Here is a 17454-nt window from a genome sequence, read left to right on the forward strand (position 1 = left end):
TATAGTACAAATGTAGCTTTGAGAATTTCAGATCAAATTGATCTATGATAAAAATCAATCGCTTTCGGCATTAATTTTAAATATCGCAGCTATTATACCAATGCTATTCTTCTTCTGCGCTAATCAGTTGCAGTAAATCTTCTGCACCACCATCGAATTTTTTTCCGTTTACATAAAACGATGGGGTACCATTTACGCCGCTCATCACCCCGCTTTCAAAGTCTGCATCGACTTTTTCTGCCAGCTTTGAACTTTTTATGTCTTCCTCAAATTGAGGAAGATTGAGTTCTAATTTTTCGGCTAGCTTCATCAGTAACATTTCGTTTAGCGCTCGCTGGTTTTCGTAAATAGCATCATGCATCTCCCAAAATTTACCTTGCAAACCAGCGGCTTCTGCAGCCAGCGCCGCAGCTCTAGCATATTGATGCATTTCTGAAAGTGGAAAATTCCTGAACACAAATTTGATTTGATCTCCAAATTGACTCATTAATGTTTTAAGGATAGGATACGCTGCTCCGCAGTAAGGACATTGATAATCGCCATATTCTACAACAACAAGGTCGGCATCCATATTTCCTTGTGCATGGTCAGCATTGCTGACGGTTGGTTTTAGTGACATAATTATTTAGTTTTAAGGGTTCCTAAAGTTTCCAAAATTCCATCAGCACCAGGACTAATTGCTGTTGGATTTATAAAATAGTGAGCAGATTAGCAATACCGATGCAGGCAATAGCAAGATCCAGGCGCCAATAATAATTAAGGCATAATGCGCCATAAATGCACCGGATAAAAAGCCAAGCCAAACCAGTAAAAGGTGTATGGCGTTTGATTTATACTTTTTATTTTCTAACTCGTCATTGCTCATGGTTAGCATTGCCGTATTCCTGGCGAAACTATTTAGTGTCCCGGTTACAAAATCGGTATTCACATTCTGGTTGCCAACGGCGGTTACTATTGTGTTCATTAATCCCATCGCAAATCCAATAATGGCAACAGATGGAATAGCTGGTATCGCAAAAACATTGTCGGCCACTGTATAAACGATTAACATTTCAGAAACGAGATAAAATGTTAAAGCTTTCGTTTTGTTAAGTTTTGATAACGATAAACAGGTTCCCAGGTAAATGCCGAATACAAAACATCCAATAACAGTAAGCGATATGATCATCGTTCCGAATTGATCCGAAGAAATCGCTGATCCTAACTGCGTGGTATTTCCACTCATAAAAGATACGTAAGTTTTCCACTTAATCAGCCCCGTTGCATCAATAAATCCGGCAACTAAAGCCAGGCATATGGCCAATTTTTCTTGCAAGGCTATCTGTGCCGGCAGTAAGGATCTATTAGCTGAAGAAACCATTGGCTGTTGCATTTTAGATTTTAACTTTATAACCGATTATCAATTATTTTAAAGCTGTAATGGCCTGGCTAATACCTTCTCCAGCAGTTGTAAAGTAAGCCGGGCCAGCCAATAACGTTATTTTTTGAATCGGTTTAAAGTTTGCCATCTTTTTCGCTTTCAAAAACACCTGGGTTCTGTAGGCATTAACAGCACCCGTTACCCCATAACCTGCCACTTCCGCTGTAGGAGAATCAATTCCCGCATCTTTAAGGTCGCTTGCGAATGCATATTGAGTAACTCCTAATCGCAATGCTTCCTCCATACCTACGCTAGCCACTTGCTTCATTAACTCGGGTGTAAATTTATTTCGGTCGCCTAAACCGATTAGCAATAGTTTTTTTGCTCCGATAGTTCCGGCTGGTGGCGTAATTAATAAGGTTTCTAAAGAATGGCCCGCAAATTTGCCTGACTTACGGATTTCAGTGATCAAACCATTCAGGCTTTTATCAAGATGTACCATTCCATTTACCGCTTCGGGCAATGCTGGTGGAGAATTGAAAATATCGCCTTCGGTATATTCAAAAACGCATGCAATTTGCAGCGGCGTAATTTCGGTAGAAGGACCTTGAACCATCCCTTCAATGGCAATTCCATCTACAGCACCCCAAATTTTTGAGGTATTGGCCTTTACAGTTGGTGCTGAAGTTTGAGCCAGAGAAAATTGTACCGAGCCCAAAAGCATCACTAAGAATAAGCTGATGCGGGCTGTAATTTTGATTTGTGTCGTTTTCATAATCAATAGTTTAAATGAGGTTTGAAATTTATATTTTAGGTTGAATAAAGATTTTTTCAGTTGGAAATTTTTCAATTTCACCGTCTTTTAATCCGAAGTTAGTTACCACTACATCTTTAGGATTTCCGGCTAGCCACTCGCTTAAATCAATGGATTGATAGGTTCCGCTATTGAAGCCAATCAGGATTTTACAAACTGTATCTCCTGTGTTTTTGATATAATGCCCCGCTCCCATTGGCACATAACCCACATCTCCAGCGTTAAATTGTTCGGTTACCACAGTAGATTCCGCCAGGAAAACCGACATCTCGGCCTGACCGGAAATGTAATATTGCCATTCGTCTGCATTTGGATGCCAATGCATTTCTCTTAGCGCACCAGGTTGCAATTCGATAAGAGAACCAGACATGGTACTGCTAATCGGGAATTCTTTACTGCTAACCAATCGCTGTAATCCTCCACCAGGTACAATTCTTGGTTGTTGCGCATGTAAAGGGTATCGGTGAAAACTAGTTAACTGAATATCTTTTTCATCGGGGCGAGCTTGCGCAACAAACGACATTTCATCAGGAACCACGCCAGCTGCAAAATAAGCTTCTTTTTGAGGTAGTAAGGCAACCTCTTCGAGCGTTAAACCCAAGTTTTGAGCTACAATTTCTGGCGGCATACAAGAAACAAAATCGGTAACACTGAATGTGTGGTCTTCAGAAAAATTTCCATTATCGAAAATCAAAATGAAATGGCATTCTTCCGTTCCCGTTGCCTGGATGGAATGACCATAACCTTTAGGGAAATACCAAACATCTCCAGGCTCAAAATTATCAACATAGCTATGTCCATCAGGATGAATAATGGTAGTACGAACGTTTCCTGAAATTACATACGCCCATTCTGCAGCGTTGGCATGCCAATGTAATTCACGCATACTTCCAGGTTGCAATCTCATCGAAACTCCGGCAATGCCAATCGATGCTGGAAAATCAGTAACAGATGCACCTCTCGTAGTTCCTCCATCGTTGGTACGTGGTTCCTTTTTTTCGAGTTCGTATCTAAAACTTAGTGATGTTGTTTTCATAGTCGTATTTTTTTTGGTTCTTGTTTTTTCTATTGTAAATCTATCTCAGAAACCTTTCATTTTAATTTTCAATTTGGTGAATGGGCGAAAGTAATCGTTGAGATCAGCTGAGATAGATTTGAAAACTTGTTAAGGTTGTTTAATGATTGAGCGTATTGAACTACGCTCGTGATCGGTTTTAAAAAGGTTGGTTATACTCTCCCGTTAATGCTTTGTTTTCGATACTTTTTGCAAAGTTCGGTGTTTCTTCATGGTTGTGCTCATCAGAAGCGGCTTGTCTGGAAGCAGCAGCATCAGCTAAATTGATGTTATGCGCTTTTAAATATTCGAACATTTCTGGTGTAGCAGTGGCGTGAATTTCGTTAGTGTACAAGGTAGTTTGTTCGTCTATTTTTGTGGCTTTAAGTTCCCAAAGCACCTGAACTTTAGTACGGCCACCTTTTGTAATCGAATCAGAAATGGAAAGCATCCGGCAATAATCCGGGCGGTGCTCAACAGCTACATAATGTTGAACCATCAGCGCATCACCGATAGTTTCGACGTTTAATGATACAGGCTGCCCTTCGTATGTTGAAGAAATGGCGGCGCCGATATGTTGGGTTGAGCACCTTTGATATTCAGCGTCGGGAAGGTTTAATAACCAATCGGCGATATTTACTTTTTCAAACGGCGCATTGATGATAGCTGTTACTGTTGAATGAGATAATGCATTTTCTGGAGTTTGTAGAATTTCCATAATGTTAGGGTTTTAATTGTATTAACTTGATGGTGTAAAACTAATACGAGTATCAGGCCAAATAAATCACTCTTCGATGAACGGGCAAAAAATGTCGTTAAATACAGGGGCATGGCGATAAATGGGTGAGATTACCTTTCATTTTGCATGAATTTTCTAATCCATCTGTGCGTTAACCAAGCTACGCAAGGGTCGGGCTTTGCAGGGCTCCGCTTCGCTACGGTACCAATAAAGAATTGGTACTAAACCCTTTCAATCCCTAACGCAAAACCCACCGGAGGCGGAATCAAAAAGAATTGATTAAGTTTCTGTTCAAAGGAAAAGCGCAACAAAAAAGCAGCAGACAAATAGAATAATGTCTGCTGCTTTTTGAACAACTTGAAATGATGAAGCGAATAATGCTATCTATAAAGCCACTTCTTAATAATTTTAGTGTAATTCGGCATTACCACGTAAACCATTAACAGCACAATGCATCCCGAATTTATAAAGGCGTCAAAATAATGATTTACCGGAATATGGAGCAGTCTTAAAACTGGCAATGAGAGTAGCGGTACCAAGATTGATAATGGGTAAATGGCCGACCAGGTGGCGAGAAATTGTTTCCAGCGGACAGGCGTTTTATTGCCTTCACTTTCATTGTTAAATAAAAAATCTAAACCTGATTTGATTTGATACCGATCATTTTTTCTAAAGAATGGTTGTGCCTTATCGATCATTCTTTTTCGATCGTCAGATTCCATCCAAACTTTGAGATGCTCAATGGTATCAAAACGAATAATTACGGTGTACACAAAGGTAAGCTTCGGAATGGGCCTTACAATCTGTAAATCTATAAAGCCTTCAGAATGATTAGAGATAGGAATAATTTCACTCAGCCATTGTTCATATTCTTTCTGTTTATCGTTTAAAATATGATGGGTAATTACAACCGAAGCACCGTCTTTTTCCATGTTGAAACCAGTTATTATAAACTAAAAAGCTCTTTTATATTGCCAAGGGACTTCTATATCAATACCCAAAGTTTTAGCCGAGTGGAGCGCGAAATACGGATCACGTAGATGTTCTCTGGCAATGATAATCAAATCTGCCTTACCGCTAGCCACAATTTCATTTGCCTGATCGGCTGTGGTAATCATCCCGACAGCACCAGTGGCGATGTTCACTTGCTCTTTAATTGCAGCTGCAAACGGAACCTGGTATCCAGGAAAAACCTTGTCTTTACTTACATTGGTAAATCCTCCACCAGAGGCGGTAATAAAATCAACCCCATTTTCTTTAAGTGTTTTTGAAAGCGCTATGCTATCTTCCAAAGTCCATCCTTCAGCGGTTTCGATATAATCTACAGCCGAAATTCTAACCAATAGCGGCATGCCTTCTGGAATGACACTTCTTATTTCTTTAACGGTTTCTACCAAAAAACGAATTCGATTTTCCAAGCTGCCCCCGTATTTATCTTGTCGCTTATTGATCACGGCAGAATAAAACTGGTGAAACAGATAACCATGCCCCGCGTGGATCTCTATGGCATCAAAGCCGGCTTCGACCGCACGTATTGCTGCATTAGCAAAATCCCTTTTTAAATCAGAAATTTCTTCAAGGGTAAATTCTTGCCAGGCTACTCCGTTCATCTCTATTGCAGAGCACGATTTCACCGTCCAGCCACCTTCTTCTGGCGTTAATGGTTTCATCCCTTCATTTGGATGTTTTAAACTTCCCTTTCCTCCCGAATGCCATAGCTGAATCGCAATTTTAGCATCTTGCTCATGAACAAAATCAACTATAGTTTTCCAGGCATTTTTTTGTTCCTCATTCCAAATCCCTACATCACTTAGAGTGGCTAAACCTTTAGGCGCTACCGCTGTGCATTCGGTGATAATTAAACCAGCACCACCAACTGCCCGGCTTCCTAAATGTACCAAATGCCAGTTTCCAGGAATGCCATTTTTTGCACTGTATTGCTGCATTGGAGAAAGCACTACCCTATTCTTTAACGTTAAGTTGCGTAGGTTAAAAGGAGAAAACAAATCCATAATCTAAATCTTTTTAAAGTTGTTGTAAGAATATTTTTGCTTCAGCAACTGCTTGCATTAACACGTATTCTAAATCTTTTATAATCTGTTCCGTCACTTCATTTTGTTCAGAAACCAATTCAATCGAATCTAGTTTTTCTGCCAGGATATTTAATAAGCCGAGCATAGCAATACTGGTTTTAAAATCGTGCGCCCGCATGTTTACCGTAGTAAAATCATTATTTTGATAGGCAGTTTTTAACTGCTGTAAATGCTTGGGTACATTGGTTATAAATTGCTGCGTAACTGTTTTTTCAAAATCGACATCGCCTCCGCTAATGGACCGCATGTAATCCAGATCGATAAATTTGAAACTATTTTGATCAGTTACATTTTCTGCCGCTTGTTGATGACGCTCTTGCAATCCAAAACCAGAAATTAGCTTAAAAAGTTCTTCTTCTTTAATCGGTTTGGAGATGTAATCGTTCATACCCCTGCTTAAACATTTCTCTCGCTCACCTGCCATTGCATGTGCCGTCATTGCAATTATTGGAGTATCTAATTGCAACACTTCCCGAATTTGCTGCGTTGCCGTATAACCGTCCATCTGTGGCATTTGTATGTCCATCAAAATTAAATCGTATGTCTGGTGCCGCAAATTTTCAATAGCCTCAACTCCGTTAGCAACAATGTCAAAATCTACGTTCCACTGCAACAATAAATGCTTCATTAAACTCTGGTTAATGGCATTATCATCTACCACTAAAACCCGCCAAGGCATATTATTTTTATCCTTAAAATGATTGACATCTAATGCCGGTACATTTTGTATTTGTTCAGCAGAAATGCCATAAGGGATGTAAAAGTTGAAAGTTGTTCCCTTACCTTGCTCACTACTCACTTCGATGTTTCCATGCTGTAGCAAAATCAGATTTTTTACAATAGATAGGCCTAAACCCGTTCCACCGTAGTTTCTGGTGATGGAATCTTCACCCTGATTAAATCGTTCGAAAACTTCGGTTAATTTTTCTTTATCAATTCCAATCCCTGTATCAGAAACCTTAAAACCGACAGTAACTTTACCATCTAGCTGTTCTTTATTATAAACTTCGATATTTACGTTTCCCTGCTGTGTAAATTTAATGGCGTTTCCGATGAGGTTGACCAGAATTTGTGTAAGTCTGGTAGCATCTCCAATTAATGTATCTGGAATAGATGGATCTACCTGACTCGATATGGTCAGTTTTTTCTCTTTCACACGCTCGGAAAACAGCGTCTCCACAGAGTTGATTAAACCGTTAATACTGAACACCCCTGGTGTGATGCGCATCATTCCAGCTTCTATTTTGGAAAGATCAAGAATATCGTTGATGATGGCCATTAGATTTTCTCCCGAGCGCTGAATAGAAGAAACAAATTCCGCAGCGGTATCATCCAAGGGTCTTTTTTGTAATAGATTGGTAAAGCCTAATATTCCACTCAAAGGCGTTCGGATTTCGTGGCTCATATTGGCCAAAAAGTTTTCTTTGGTTTGAGCAGCTACGGTAGCATTTTTCTCGGCAACATCCAGTTCCTTAATTAACAGGTGTTGCCTACGAAACTGGCGAATGATATGGAAACCAACAACCGCACCGCTTAATACCAGCAAGATCAAAATATAGATATCATACAACCGCGATTTATCTCCCATTTCCTCGCTTTTTTTACTCAGCTCGATCATGTGTAATTGACGGCTCCGATAAATTTTCGCGGTGATAGAAGTAATCTCGTTAGAGATTTTTCTAGCCCGGGGATTTGCAATCGAAGTTTGATCATTCATATTCCCCAGCTCGTGGTAACGATGTAAGAGTTTTTCCTTCACCACTTTTTTATCCATGGCAAGCACACTCAAACGGGTAATTAGATGTTCTTCGGCAGTATCTGCATTGTCTTTAGAAAGCGAATCTAAAAAGGTTTCAATCTGGTTGATCTTCTGATCAATACCCTCCAAATGTGTAGTATCGTTCGTTGCGATGGATGCTCTTATCCTGCTTTCCACGCCTAAAATATCCCGATCAATCTCACGCAAATGATTGCTGGCGTGGAGTTCGTGCAATAGCGTATTGTTGTTATTAATGAGCGCTTTGGTATTTCTGGCCGAATTTATTTGTACTGCAATTAGTAAAGCAGAGCCTGCAACAAAGGTAAGTACAATCAAATAAGCAAATCGTTTATTGCCCATAACTGTCGAAATGTTGATCATAAATTAAAATATAAAGTCGATAATTATGATTGTATCAGCCTTAAACCTGGTAAAATTTCAAAAGCGAAACTTAAGCTAAAAAACGTTCATTCTGGTATTCAATGCTTTGCGATAGGCATCGGCTACGGGGATAAATTTTCCGTTGATGATGATTCCCCCGTCTTGCAAAGTATCTATTTTACCTACGGCAACAATATAAGAACGGTGAACCCTGATGAAATTATCTCGTAGCAAGCGCTCTTCAGCTGCTTTCATGGTTCCATGAATGGCAAACATTTTTTCCCTGGTGTAAAACTTCACATAATCGCCCATGGCCTCCGCATAAAAAATATCGTCTAGCTTCAATCGCCTTGTAATATTTGCATCTCTAACAAAAAGAAATTCGTCCTTTTCGTATTCTACACTTTCTTTTTTACTGTCAAATATAGCCTGGGCTTTAGTCACCGCCTGTAAAAATCTGGCAGGCGTAAAAGGCTTAAGCAAATAATCTGCAATATTTAACTCAAAGGCTTCCAGCGCATATTCTTTTTTAGAAGATGTAAAAATGATAATGACATCCCTTCCCGACAGGTTTTTTGTAAGTTCAATTCCTGTCATTTCGGGCATTTCGATATCTAGAAATATCAAATCTACCGGTTGCGTTAGTATATGACTATAAGCTTCAATGGCATTAGCATATTCATTTACGATAGTAAGATTTGGAATTTTCTTCGCCAAGTGTGCCAAAGTAGTTCTGGCAATGTCGTTATCATCAACAATTAGAGCTTTCATAGAGATGTTTATTTATGATTTGCACCAAATATAATTACTCTATTTTGTTTTGAAGACCCTGAAAATGATTATCTGAAATATGAACGAATCATCCAGGCCATTTCTTCGTGAGTTTCCATCAAACCTGTAATAAAATCGCTGGTACCATAATCTTTATACTTCTCTGCAAAAGGAACGATGTTGCCACGTAAAAACTCGATAATGCTTTCATGGTCTTGCAACAAATCCTTCATAAAGCCAAGGCCATCATTGCTTCTTTCGCTATACTCAGTTAGTTGGGTTAGCTCTAAATAGCTTTTTATTGTTGCTGGAGCGAAATGACCTATCTTTCTCATGCGCTCTGCCACGCTATCGATCAGTTCATCAAGTTGTTTGTACTGATTTTCGAAGAAAATATGATTAGCATGAAAATTATCGCCAGTAACATTCCAATGTGCGTTTCTTGTTTTAGTGTACAACACAAATTCATCAGCTAATAATTTTGCTAATTCTACAGCAACAGCGTCTGTGTTTTTTTCGGTGATTCCAATGTTGGTTTTCATGGTTTTAAGTTTTAATTTAAGCGGTATTGCTTCGTTTTATAATCTAAAGATGCGGCGATCCTGTTCTAAAATAATTTACCTTTCGGTAAACAGGCAAAAACAATCGTTGAAATATAGGCTCGAAAAGTTGAGTTAAATTATCAATCGCAGATTGCGAAAGTTGTGAACGCTGTTATTGATTCACTTCATATAACGATATGGAGAGGCTTACGATGCAACCTGTCTGGTAAGAGGCTCGCTGGTATTGCTAAGCGGCAAATGGACTTTAATGATCATTTATCAACGAAAATGTGATGCGATACGGCGAACTAAAAAGAGCCGTTACAGGCATCAAGCGTAAGGCGTCCATTTGTAGGTAATTTTTACGGGATAATCATTGGTGACAATCGGCTCTATTAATTTGTGCTGCTCCAGCTCTTTCAGTTCTTTGGCCAGCGCTTTTGGTAGACCTGTCGTAAAGGCTTTCAACAACTTGTTGGCGGAAACACTGGAAAATGGCGGAAAAGAACCCTATGCAGAAGACAGAATTGCAATGGCAGTTGCAGGAGATGACGTCGCAGCAAAAAAAGTACTTGCAGAATTGATTAATGATGCGGGTTTTGATACAGTTGATGCAGGAAATCTTTCGGAATCCTGGAGACATCAGCCGGGAACACCTGCGTATTGAACAGAACTTAATTCAGAAGAATTAAAACAGGCCTTAGCTGACGGCGTGAGAGAAGAAGCTCCGGTGAAAAGAGACGAAGCGATTGCCGGACTTTCTGCAATGAAATCTTATCCTTCTCATCCAGAGGTTGTTGCGTTTAACAGAGCTTTGTTTGAGAAAAATACTAAATTTGGATAAGAAAACTGGGTTGGAAATGAGCACAAGCCTTTTGTAATTCAAGCTAATATCAAAACGACTTGGAAACGATTAAACTCCTAAAATCATCCGGAAGTATTACAGTAGGAATAGATCTGACAGGTTCTGAAACAAAACCTTCTGGCTGGGCAGTTTTCCAAAATGGCGTGGTGGAAACAAAAGGAATCCGATCTGACGAGGAATTAATTGAGCAAACTATCGCAAGAGATCCACAGGTGATTTGTATAGATGCACCTTTAACTCTGCCAAAGGGAAGAAATTCTGTTTTTGATGAGGATCCCGGACGGCATGAATTTGGGATAACCCGATTATGTGAACGGTTACTGTTGAAACGAGGCATCAGATCCTATCCACCGCTTATCAAAAGTATGCAAAAACTTACGCTGAGAGGTATTGTGCTTAGCTCAAAATTCAGGCAGCTGGGATTTAATGTTGTAGAAACTTTCCCCGGCGGATGTCAGGATATTCTTGGCCTGACGCGGAAACAGAAAGGTTTACCAGAATTAATTGCAGGAATTAGCCGTCTGGGTCTACAGGGAAACTATCTGAAAACCAAAATCAGCCACGATGAAGCTGATGCCATTACCGCCGCACTCGCCGGATTGTTTTATTTAAACGGACAATATGAATCTATTGGCGATACTGACGAAGGCGTAATTATACTGCCGAAATTAAATAGTCAAAATTAGGCTTTGTATGATTTTATTCAATGTTAAGATTCAATTTAGATATTTGATGTGATGAAAGAGTTATTAAAAAATAAGAAACTTAAGATTCAGCACGAACCTGGAAAAGGCGCCTGGACTTATCATTTAGTAATTCCGGGAACTAAAGACATTAGAGGCAGATGGGGTTTTATGAAAGTTTCTGGCACCATAGATGGTTACGAATTCAAAGACCTGAATTTAGCTCCGTTAAAAAATAAGGATAAACGGATTTCGATAAACGGTACGATCCGGAAAGCGATTAATAAAAGTGGCGGCGATGAAGTAACCGTTACCATGATCAAGACCTCTGATGATAGACTTACCAATGAACAGGAGATAAAAGATTGCTTGAAAGATGCAGATGTTTACCAAAAATTTAAAGCCCTGGACGAAAGTGAACAAACTGCCATCATCGAAGATATTATTTCACAAAAAACGGAAGATGCTCAGGAGAAAAAAATTATTTCATCTATTAATAAACTTGCTTCCCATCAATAGAAATATCATCAACAAAAAGGCGTACATTTCTGCATTTGAAACCACAAAAAAGCGCCCAACACTTAATGTGTCGGGCGCCAAAATTCTTTATTGCTTTTAAGCTTGATCAAAAAGTTTTGAAGGTTTAATTTTTAGCCTTAAGGTTTAAACCAATTTCTACATCTTTTGATATCATCCAGTTTTCAGGACTACCTTCGGCTTTATAATTAATTCCCCAGGCACTTCTATCAATTACAAATTTAGCAGTTGCAGTAACACCAGTTGCAGAAACTTCTACTTTTGATGGGAAAGTGATGTTCAAAGTACTGTCTTTTAAAGTCAGATTACCGCTGATCAAATAGTTAGGATCTTTCAACAGATTGGATGTTTGAGTTCCAGAGAATGGCTCAACTTTAGTAATCACAAATTTAGCAGTAGGATATTTAGCTACATCAAAGAAATCAGGACTTTTCAAATGTCCTTCTAAATCACTTGCTTTTTTATCTTTTTCTGTAACTGAAGCAGGATCAACTTTTAACGAACCTAAATTAATAACGAATTCTCCACCACTTAACGAATCTTTATCAACTGAGATGGATCCAGAGTCTACACTGATTTTGCCCCAACGTGGCGCTAAACCACCTTTGTGTGCCGCTTTCCAATCAACTGAAGTGCCAGCAGTATCCAATGTTAGAGTTTCACCTTTTTGCGCTGCAGCGGTTTGCTCAGTCGTTGTTTTTGCATTATCAGTTGAAGATCCTCCGCAAGATGCGAGTAAAAATAGCGCCGGAAGCGCAAAAAATAATTTTCTCATGGTTTGAAATTTAAATTAAATATAAGTTTGATTTCTTGAACGACTCATTCGTCAAAAGTAGTGCCCAAATTTCATTCTTCAATTGATGTATGATAATAAATGTCTGCGGTGAATGAGTTAGCTTCATAGATATGGATGAAGGCCGTAAAATCTATCCACACATAATCCTCTCCTATTTGATCGCCATTATCGGGTGGAAGATATCTTCGAGGAGCCGTCCTCCTTCTGTTTTAAGTCCCAATATGATTACCGGATGGATCAGCAACACATGGGATGTGAAGAGAATTTTTGACGAGGTTGAATGGAATTCGGTGTTTGAAATTGACTAAGCAAACTGAGGTGTAAAAGGTGTTTCATGATTAATATCTATAAATTTATGGATTTAGTAGTAAAAACAATAAAATGTTTAGATCAAAATATTAGTATTAAAGGCAAACAACTTAACATTTGTTTATCAGAATAATATTTTGCAAAATGAGGAAGTAGTACTCAATGAAGTCGAATTTAACCTTGAAAATTTTATTTTATATCAAAAGTAAGCGCATAATAATTTTCCAATTTCTAAGAGAATTGTTGAGGATCGACTGTTTGCAGCATTCATTTCAAGTATAAATTAGTTAAGTAAATCAATTCGCTAAATGATTACGATGACTTTTAAAAAATATAGATAGACAATCGGTTTTAGATGATGAAGGATGTTGGGGACACTCTATTTCAACTTCAATTCCATCTCGTACTGTTTAATGTAAATATCCATTCCTATAGCATTAAAAAATTTCATTGTTTCTGCTGAAGTATTGTCAACATTAATAGCAGAAATATCTTTTCCATAATTTGTTGCGATGTATGCTAAAAGGTGCGGCCCAACGCCTTTTCTTCGGTCGTTTTTGTCAACTGCAAGTTGATGTATTCTTTTTATTTTCGGATTAAAAATCGTGTAACCCAATAATTTTTTCCCGTCATATATCCCTATAGAAATGTTGGTTTTTTTTAGCTTTTCGACCGCTGTAATTGAATTTTGCCAGGATGGTTTCAAATCCCAAAAGGATTGAAGCTTTTGCCAATCATACACTTGCAATTCACGAATTTTAAAATCATTATTGGTGCTGGTTATGTTTAATGGACCTTTATAACAATTTAATTCCCGGATAATTTTGAACCCTATATTTTTGTAAGTTTTGATTGCCGGCTCATTGGTGATGATTACTTCCAATAGCAACTTGTCAATATCATTTTCGTGCAAAATCGGCAAAATATATTCATACAATTTCGCGGTCAATTTATTTCCTCTTTTGGCTGGAATTACGCCTGTTCCGGCATTATAAACAATTTTGAAGTTGTCGATAGTGTCATACCCATGAAGTACGAAAGCAATTAATTGATCATCCTCGAACGCTCCTACAGAAAATTCAAGTTTAATACTGTCGCTTTTTATTTTGTCTTCGATTTGTTCTTTAGTCAGGCAAAAAGGTACAACGTAATCTGAAAATGATAAATTGAAAACTTCTAAAAGTTTTTCAGTCGTAATCTTCTCTAATGTTTTTAGGATAGTCATAAATATCAGCTAATGATAGTTTTAATAACGGCAAAATTCGGTAATTTTTAATAGCTACTTTGAATGATATATTTGATTAGGGGCACTAAAATAGTTAAATTAAAGTGTACAAATTTTATGGAAAAATCCAACGACAAAACCCATGGTTAATTTTATCTGATTTACTCCGTTTTCAAGCTGAAAGCCGTCTTAACAGTTGTTAAAACTGCAAACTGTGGCGCTGTTTTCAATTTGAATGGTAGGATGCTGGATGTTGTACTGCTGCATCAGTTGGATGATTTTGTTCATAATATCTGGTTCCGGTTTTCCTGCTAGATCCGTTGTTACTGCATGTAGAGAGCCCACATTGTAACTGCCGTCCAAACTCCAAATGTGTACATCGTGGATATTGGTTACACCTTCAATCTGGTTGAGTTCTTCTGTTAACTGCGCTATATCCACATTTTCGGGAACAGATTGTAACATCACTTTCACTGTGGCAATCAGATTTTTAATAGCATTGAAACCTACATACAGCGCAATGCCAATGGTTAAAACCCCATCAATCCAATTCCAACCGGTAAAGTAAATAACCACCGCACCAATCAAAACGGCAGCCCAACCCAAAACATCTTCCAATAAATGCAGCATGATGGATTGACTGTTGTGATTATGCCCACCGTGGCTATGTCCGTGATGGTTATGTCCACCGCCATTTTTAATTTTAAGGAAGGCAAAACCATTTACAGCAAGCCCAAGAATTGCCAATCCTAACATACCGACACTGTGAACTTCTTTTTCTGAAAAAAAGGAATGATAACCTGCAATAATCATCGTTACCGAACCTGCCAACAAAAAAATGGACAACCCCAATGCAGACAAAAGTGAAAATCTTTTATAGCCATAAGAGAATTTTGCACTCCGTTTTTTACCCGATACTTTTTCTAAAAGTATGGCAAGACCGATTGCAACTGCATCCATTAAATCGTGAAAAGCATCAGCAATAATGGCTGTTGAATTCGTTAAAACACCACCAATGACCTCAACGATGGAAAATGCCAGATTGAGCCAAAAGGCGAAGGATAAGGCACTGTCTTTTGAGTGCTCATGCCCATTATGCTCGTGCCCTTCGTGTGAATGATTGTGATTATGGTTGTCGTGTTCGTCGTCGTTGTGGTTGTGTTGATGTGTCATTATTTTTGAACTTAATTTTATATTTTTTTTGTTGAGGTTTTAGTAATTCAAAGACAACCCCACGCCAAAGCCCATATCGCTATCATAATGGGTACGAATACCGATATTTTTAGTGATGATGTATTTCAAATCACCCATAAATTCTTTATCGGTATTGACCATAAAACCTGCTCTCAATCTTTTTGAAATGGGAATGTCTTCACGCATTAATGATAGGCGGACAATTCCATCATGATAGATTTCCGCCTGAAAATTAACCAGCATTGGCAAAGTGTACATAAATCCTAAACTAACGGCTCTACGGGTGTCTTTTTTGTTAGTTTGTCCGAATAAATTAGTTTCTTGTTCGTCCATTCCCATCTTTCTGTATCGATAATCAAAACCGATGAACGGCATCAACCATTGCATTTTTCCGATATATCTTCCCAGGTGGGTTTCAACTTCATAACCATGCATATCGCTATACCCTAAACGCCATTCCGTACCCAAACTCCATCTGGCATTTTGAAGCATTGCTTCTCCATCATTTCCGTTGGTGGCGAAATCATTTTGAGCCATAAAGTGAGGCATATTGCTTTCGTGTTGCAACATTTTGTAGGCTGTTTCTTTGTCTGGAAGTAATGGGTTTTTGTAATCGCCCACTGCAAAAACCCTGTCCATACCGGCCATCATGTGGTAAAGGATATGACAGTGGAAAAACCAATCGCCTTCTTCGTTTGCCAGAAATTCTATGGTATCGGTTTCCATGGGCATGATGTCCAGCACATTTTTGAGCGGTGATTTTTCGCCCTTGCCATTAATTACCCTAAAATCAAATCCGTGCAAATGCATCGGGTGTCGCATCATCGAATTATTGTAAATGGTGATGCGCAATACTTCTCCTTTTTTTACCGGTATTTTATCCACTTCAGAAAGGACTTTATTATCCATACTCCAGACATAGCGATTCATGTTTCCGGTAAGGGTAAAGTTTAATTTTTTTACAGGAGCATCTTTGGCAAGTTCCGTGTTATGAGGTGATGAAAGCATGGCATAATTCAGCGTTTTAATTTTGCCTAAAGCGTTTGCGTTGTAACGATTTTCATCCTCCATATTGTGTTTGTTATGGCCTTCTTTTTGTTCGATTTCACCCGTTATTTCAGGATACATCACCACATTCATATCCATTTTATTTAGGCTCATTTTCATTCCCATATCATCCAAATCGCCATTCATCTTCATCATATCGTTCATCATCTTCATCCCTTCAAAATATTTCAATTTCGGAAGCGGGGCAATCAGCTTTTTAACGCCGTTACCTATAAAATAACTTGAAGAATTGGTGCGGTCTTCGGTAGTGGCCATAAACTCGTATGCATTGCCGTCTTCGGGAATGGTGACTACCACATCATAGGTTTCAGAAACAGCAATGATTAATCGATCCACTTCCACCGGTGTTACGTCGTTGCCATCATTGGCTACTACGGTAATTTTTCCACCGGCATATCGCAACCAAAAATAAGAGGAAGCACCACCGTTTGAAATTCTTAACCTCACTTTATCGCCCGCTTTAAGTGTTTTGCCATCGATATTTTTTAAATCTGTGGAAGCATTGCCATTCATTAAAATTTTATCATAGTACACATCGCTTACGTCCATTGCCAACATCCGTTTCCATTCGTTGTTGATTTTTGTTTTGAAATGCCCTGCCCGAATGGCTTCTGCATACGACTGTGTAGCGCCTTTTTTTATCGCCGACCAATCGCTGGCATTGTGCAACATCCGGTGTACGTTATTCGGATTTAAATTGGTCCATTCGCTCAAGACAATGGGTACGGTTGGCAAATCATCTATCCCTTTTCTAAAAGTTTTATCACCCGCTTTCTTGAGAAATACAAGGTTGCCATACATGCCGATTTGTTCTTGCAAACCCGAATGCGAGTGATACCAGTGCGTACCATTCTGAATAACGGGAAAACGATACGTATGCTTAGTTCCAGGTGAGATTTGAGGTTGCGTAAGATAAGGTACACCGTCATCTTTATTGGGTAAAAATACACCATGCCAATGCAGTGAAGTGCCTTCTTTTAATTGATTATGCACCACAATTTCTGCCGTGTCCCCTTCTGTAAAAGTGAGTGTGGGCATAGGAATTTGCCCGTTTACGGCGATGGCTCTTTTCTCCTTTCCGGCGTAATTTACCAGCGTGTCTTTAACGTACAAATCGTATCGCACTACTTTTTGGGCAAATGCGGAGGAAGCCATTAACAACAAAACTGCCGTTAGAAGTAAGGAGTTATTTTTCGCTTTCATTGTTCTGATATTTAGATACAAAATTGGGATTAAACAGCGTGGTAATCGTTGTGCTATTTTG

18 protein-coding genes are annotated in these 17454 nt (G+C 38.7%); 3 read left to right on the plus strand and 15 right to left on the minus strand.

Annotated elements, in window-relative coordinates; all coding sequences use genetic code 11:
* Positions 1 to 103: 103 nt before the first annotated feature.
* From ACZZZC_RS14805 to ACZZZC_RS14855, 11 genes are all read right to left on the minus strand, one after another.
* The gene (locus ACZZZC_RS14805) at positions 104 to 619 is read right to left on the minus strand and encodes a DsbA family protein (protein ID WP_463482745.1); all 516 of its coding nucleotides are present in this window, start codon (positions 617 to 619) and stop codon (positions 104 to 106) included.
* A gap of 54 nt (positions 620 to 673) precedes the next feature.
* Positions 674 to 1372: a YoaK family protein gene (locus ACZZZC_RS14810; RefSeq protein ID WP_463482746.1), complete on the minus strand. Its 699-nt coding sequence runs from the start codon at positions 1370 to 1372 to the stop codon at positions 674 to 676.
* A gap of 31 nt (positions 1373 to 1403) precedes the next feature.
* Complete coding sequence (locus ACZZZC_RS14815) at positions 1404 to 2135, minus strand: M17 family peptidase N-terminal domain-containing protein (RefSeq protein ID WP_463482747.1); 732 nt, start codon at positions 2133 to 2135, stop codon at positions 1404 to 1406.
* 28 nt (positions 2136 to 2163) lie between these two features.
* Positions 2164 to 3210: a cupin domain-containing protein gene (locus ACZZZC_RS14820; protein WP_463482748.1), complete on the minus strand. Its 1047-nt coding sequence runs from the start codon at positions 3208 to 3210 to the stop codon at positions 2164 to 2166.
* Positions 3211 to 3388: 178 nt separating this feature from the next.
* The gene (locus ACZZZC_RS14825) at positions 3389 to 3946 is read right to left on the minus strand and encodes a hypothetical protein (RefSeq protein ID WP_463482749.1); all 558 of its coding nucleotides are present in this window, start codon (positions 3944 to 3946) and stop codon (positions 3389 to 3391) included.
* Positions 3947 to 4347: 401 nt separating this feature from the next.
* On the minus strand, positions 4348 to 4899 hold the full coding sequence (locus ACZZZC_RS14830) for an antibiotic biosynthesis monooxygenase (RefSeq protein ID WP_463482750.1): 552 nt from the start codon (positions 4897 to 4899) through the stop codon (positions 4348 to 4350).
* 21 nt (positions 4900 to 4920) lie between these two features.
* Complete coding sequence (locus tag ACZZZC_RS14835; RefSeq protein WP_463482751.1) at positions 4921 to 5979, minus strand: NADH:flavin oxidoreductase/NADH oxidase; 1059 nt, start codon at positions 5977 to 5979, stop codon at positions 4921 to 4923.
* 13 nt (positions 5980 to 5992) lie between these two features.
* Positions 5993 to 8200, minus strand: a complete 2208-nt coding sequence (locus ACZZZC_RS14840; protein ID WP_463482752.1) for a response regulator — start codon at positions 8198 to 8200, stop codon at positions 5993 to 5995.
* A gap of 75 nt (positions 8201 to 8275) precedes the next feature.
* Entirely contained in the window at positions 8276 to 8971 is a 696-nt protein-coding gene (locus tag ACZZZC_RS14845; RefSeq protein ID WP_463482753.1) for a LytR/AlgR family response regulator transcription factor, read from the minus strand.
* A 68-nt stretch (positions 8972 to 9039) separates the two neighbouring features.
* Positions 9040 to 9513: a Dps family protein gene (locus tag ACZZZC_RS14850; protein ID WP_056849934.1), complete on the minus strand. Its 474-nt coding sequence runs from the start codon at positions 9511 to 9513 to the stop codon at positions 9040 to 9042.
* 330 nt (positions 9514 to 9843) lie between these two features.
* Entirely contained in the window at positions 9844 to 9984 is a 141-nt protein-coding gene (locus ACZZZC_RS14855; protein WP_463482754.1) for a winged helix-turn-helix transcriptional regulator, read from the minus strand.
* 1 nt (position 9985) lies between these two features.
* Between ACZZZC_RS14855 and ACZZZC_RS14860 the strand changes: the two genes are divergently transcribed.
* The 3 genes from ACZZZC_RS14860 (at position 9986) to ACZZZC_RS14870 (ending at position 11580) form a co-directional block, all read left to right on the plus strand.
* Complete coding sequence (locus tag ACZZZC_RS14860) at positions 9986 to 10180, plus strand: hypothetical protein (RefSeq protein ID WP_463487500.1); 195 nt, start codon at positions 9986 to 9988, stop codon at positions 10178 to 10180.
* A 236-nt stretch (positions 10181 to 10416) separates the two neighbouring features.
* A complete protein-coding gene (locus ACZZZC_RS14865; RefSeq protein WP_463482757.1) occupies positions 10417 to 11064 on the plus strand; it encodes a DUF429 domain-containing protein in 648 nt (215 codons plus the stop codon).
* Between the two features lie 51 nt (positions 11065 to 11115).
* Positions 11116 to 11580 carry a DUF1905 domain-containing protein gene (locus tag ACZZZC_RS14870; protein WP_463482758.1) on the plus strand — a complete coding sequence of 155 codons (465 nt, stop codon included), beginning with the start codon at positions 11116 to 11118 and terminating at the stop codon, positions 11578 to 11580.
* Positions 11581 to 11704: 124 nt separating this feature from the next.
* Here the strand turns inward: ACZZZC_RS14870 and ACZZZC_RS14875 are convergent, their stop codons facing one another.
* The 4 genes from ACZZZC_RS14875 to ACZZZC_RS14890 form a co-directional block, all read right to left on the minus strand.
* Positions 11705 to 12373 (minus strand): YceI family protein, encoded by a 669-nt coding sequence (locus tag ACZZZC_RS14875; protein ID WP_463482759.1) that lies wholly within the window; start codon positions 12371 to 12373, stop codon positions 11705 to 11707.
* A gap of 709 nt (positions 12374 to 13082) precedes the next feature.
* Entirely contained in the window at positions 13083 to 13928 is an 846-nt protein-coding gene (locus ACZZZC_RS14880; RefSeq protein WP_463482760.1) for a GNAT family N-acetyltransferase, read from the minus strand.
* A 189-nt stretch (positions 13929 to 14117) separates the two neighbouring features.
* The gene (locus tag ACZZZC_RS14885) at positions 14118 to 15101 is read right to left on the minus strand and encodes a cation diffusion facilitator family transporter (protein ID WP_463482761.1); all 984 of its coding nucleotides are present in this window, start codon (positions 15099 to 15101) and stop codon (positions 14118 to 14120) included.
* A 39-nt stretch (positions 15102 to 15140) separates the two neighbouring features.
* On the minus strand, positions 15141 to 17393 hold the full coding sequence (locus tag ACZZZC_RS14890) for a multicopper oxidase family protein (protein WP_463487501.1): 2253 nt from the start codon (positions 17391 to 17393) through the stop codon (positions 15141 to 15143).
* Between the last annotated feature and the right edge of the window lie 61 nt (positions 17394 to 17454).

This window comes from Pedobacter sp. AC212 (assembly GCF_979258625.1).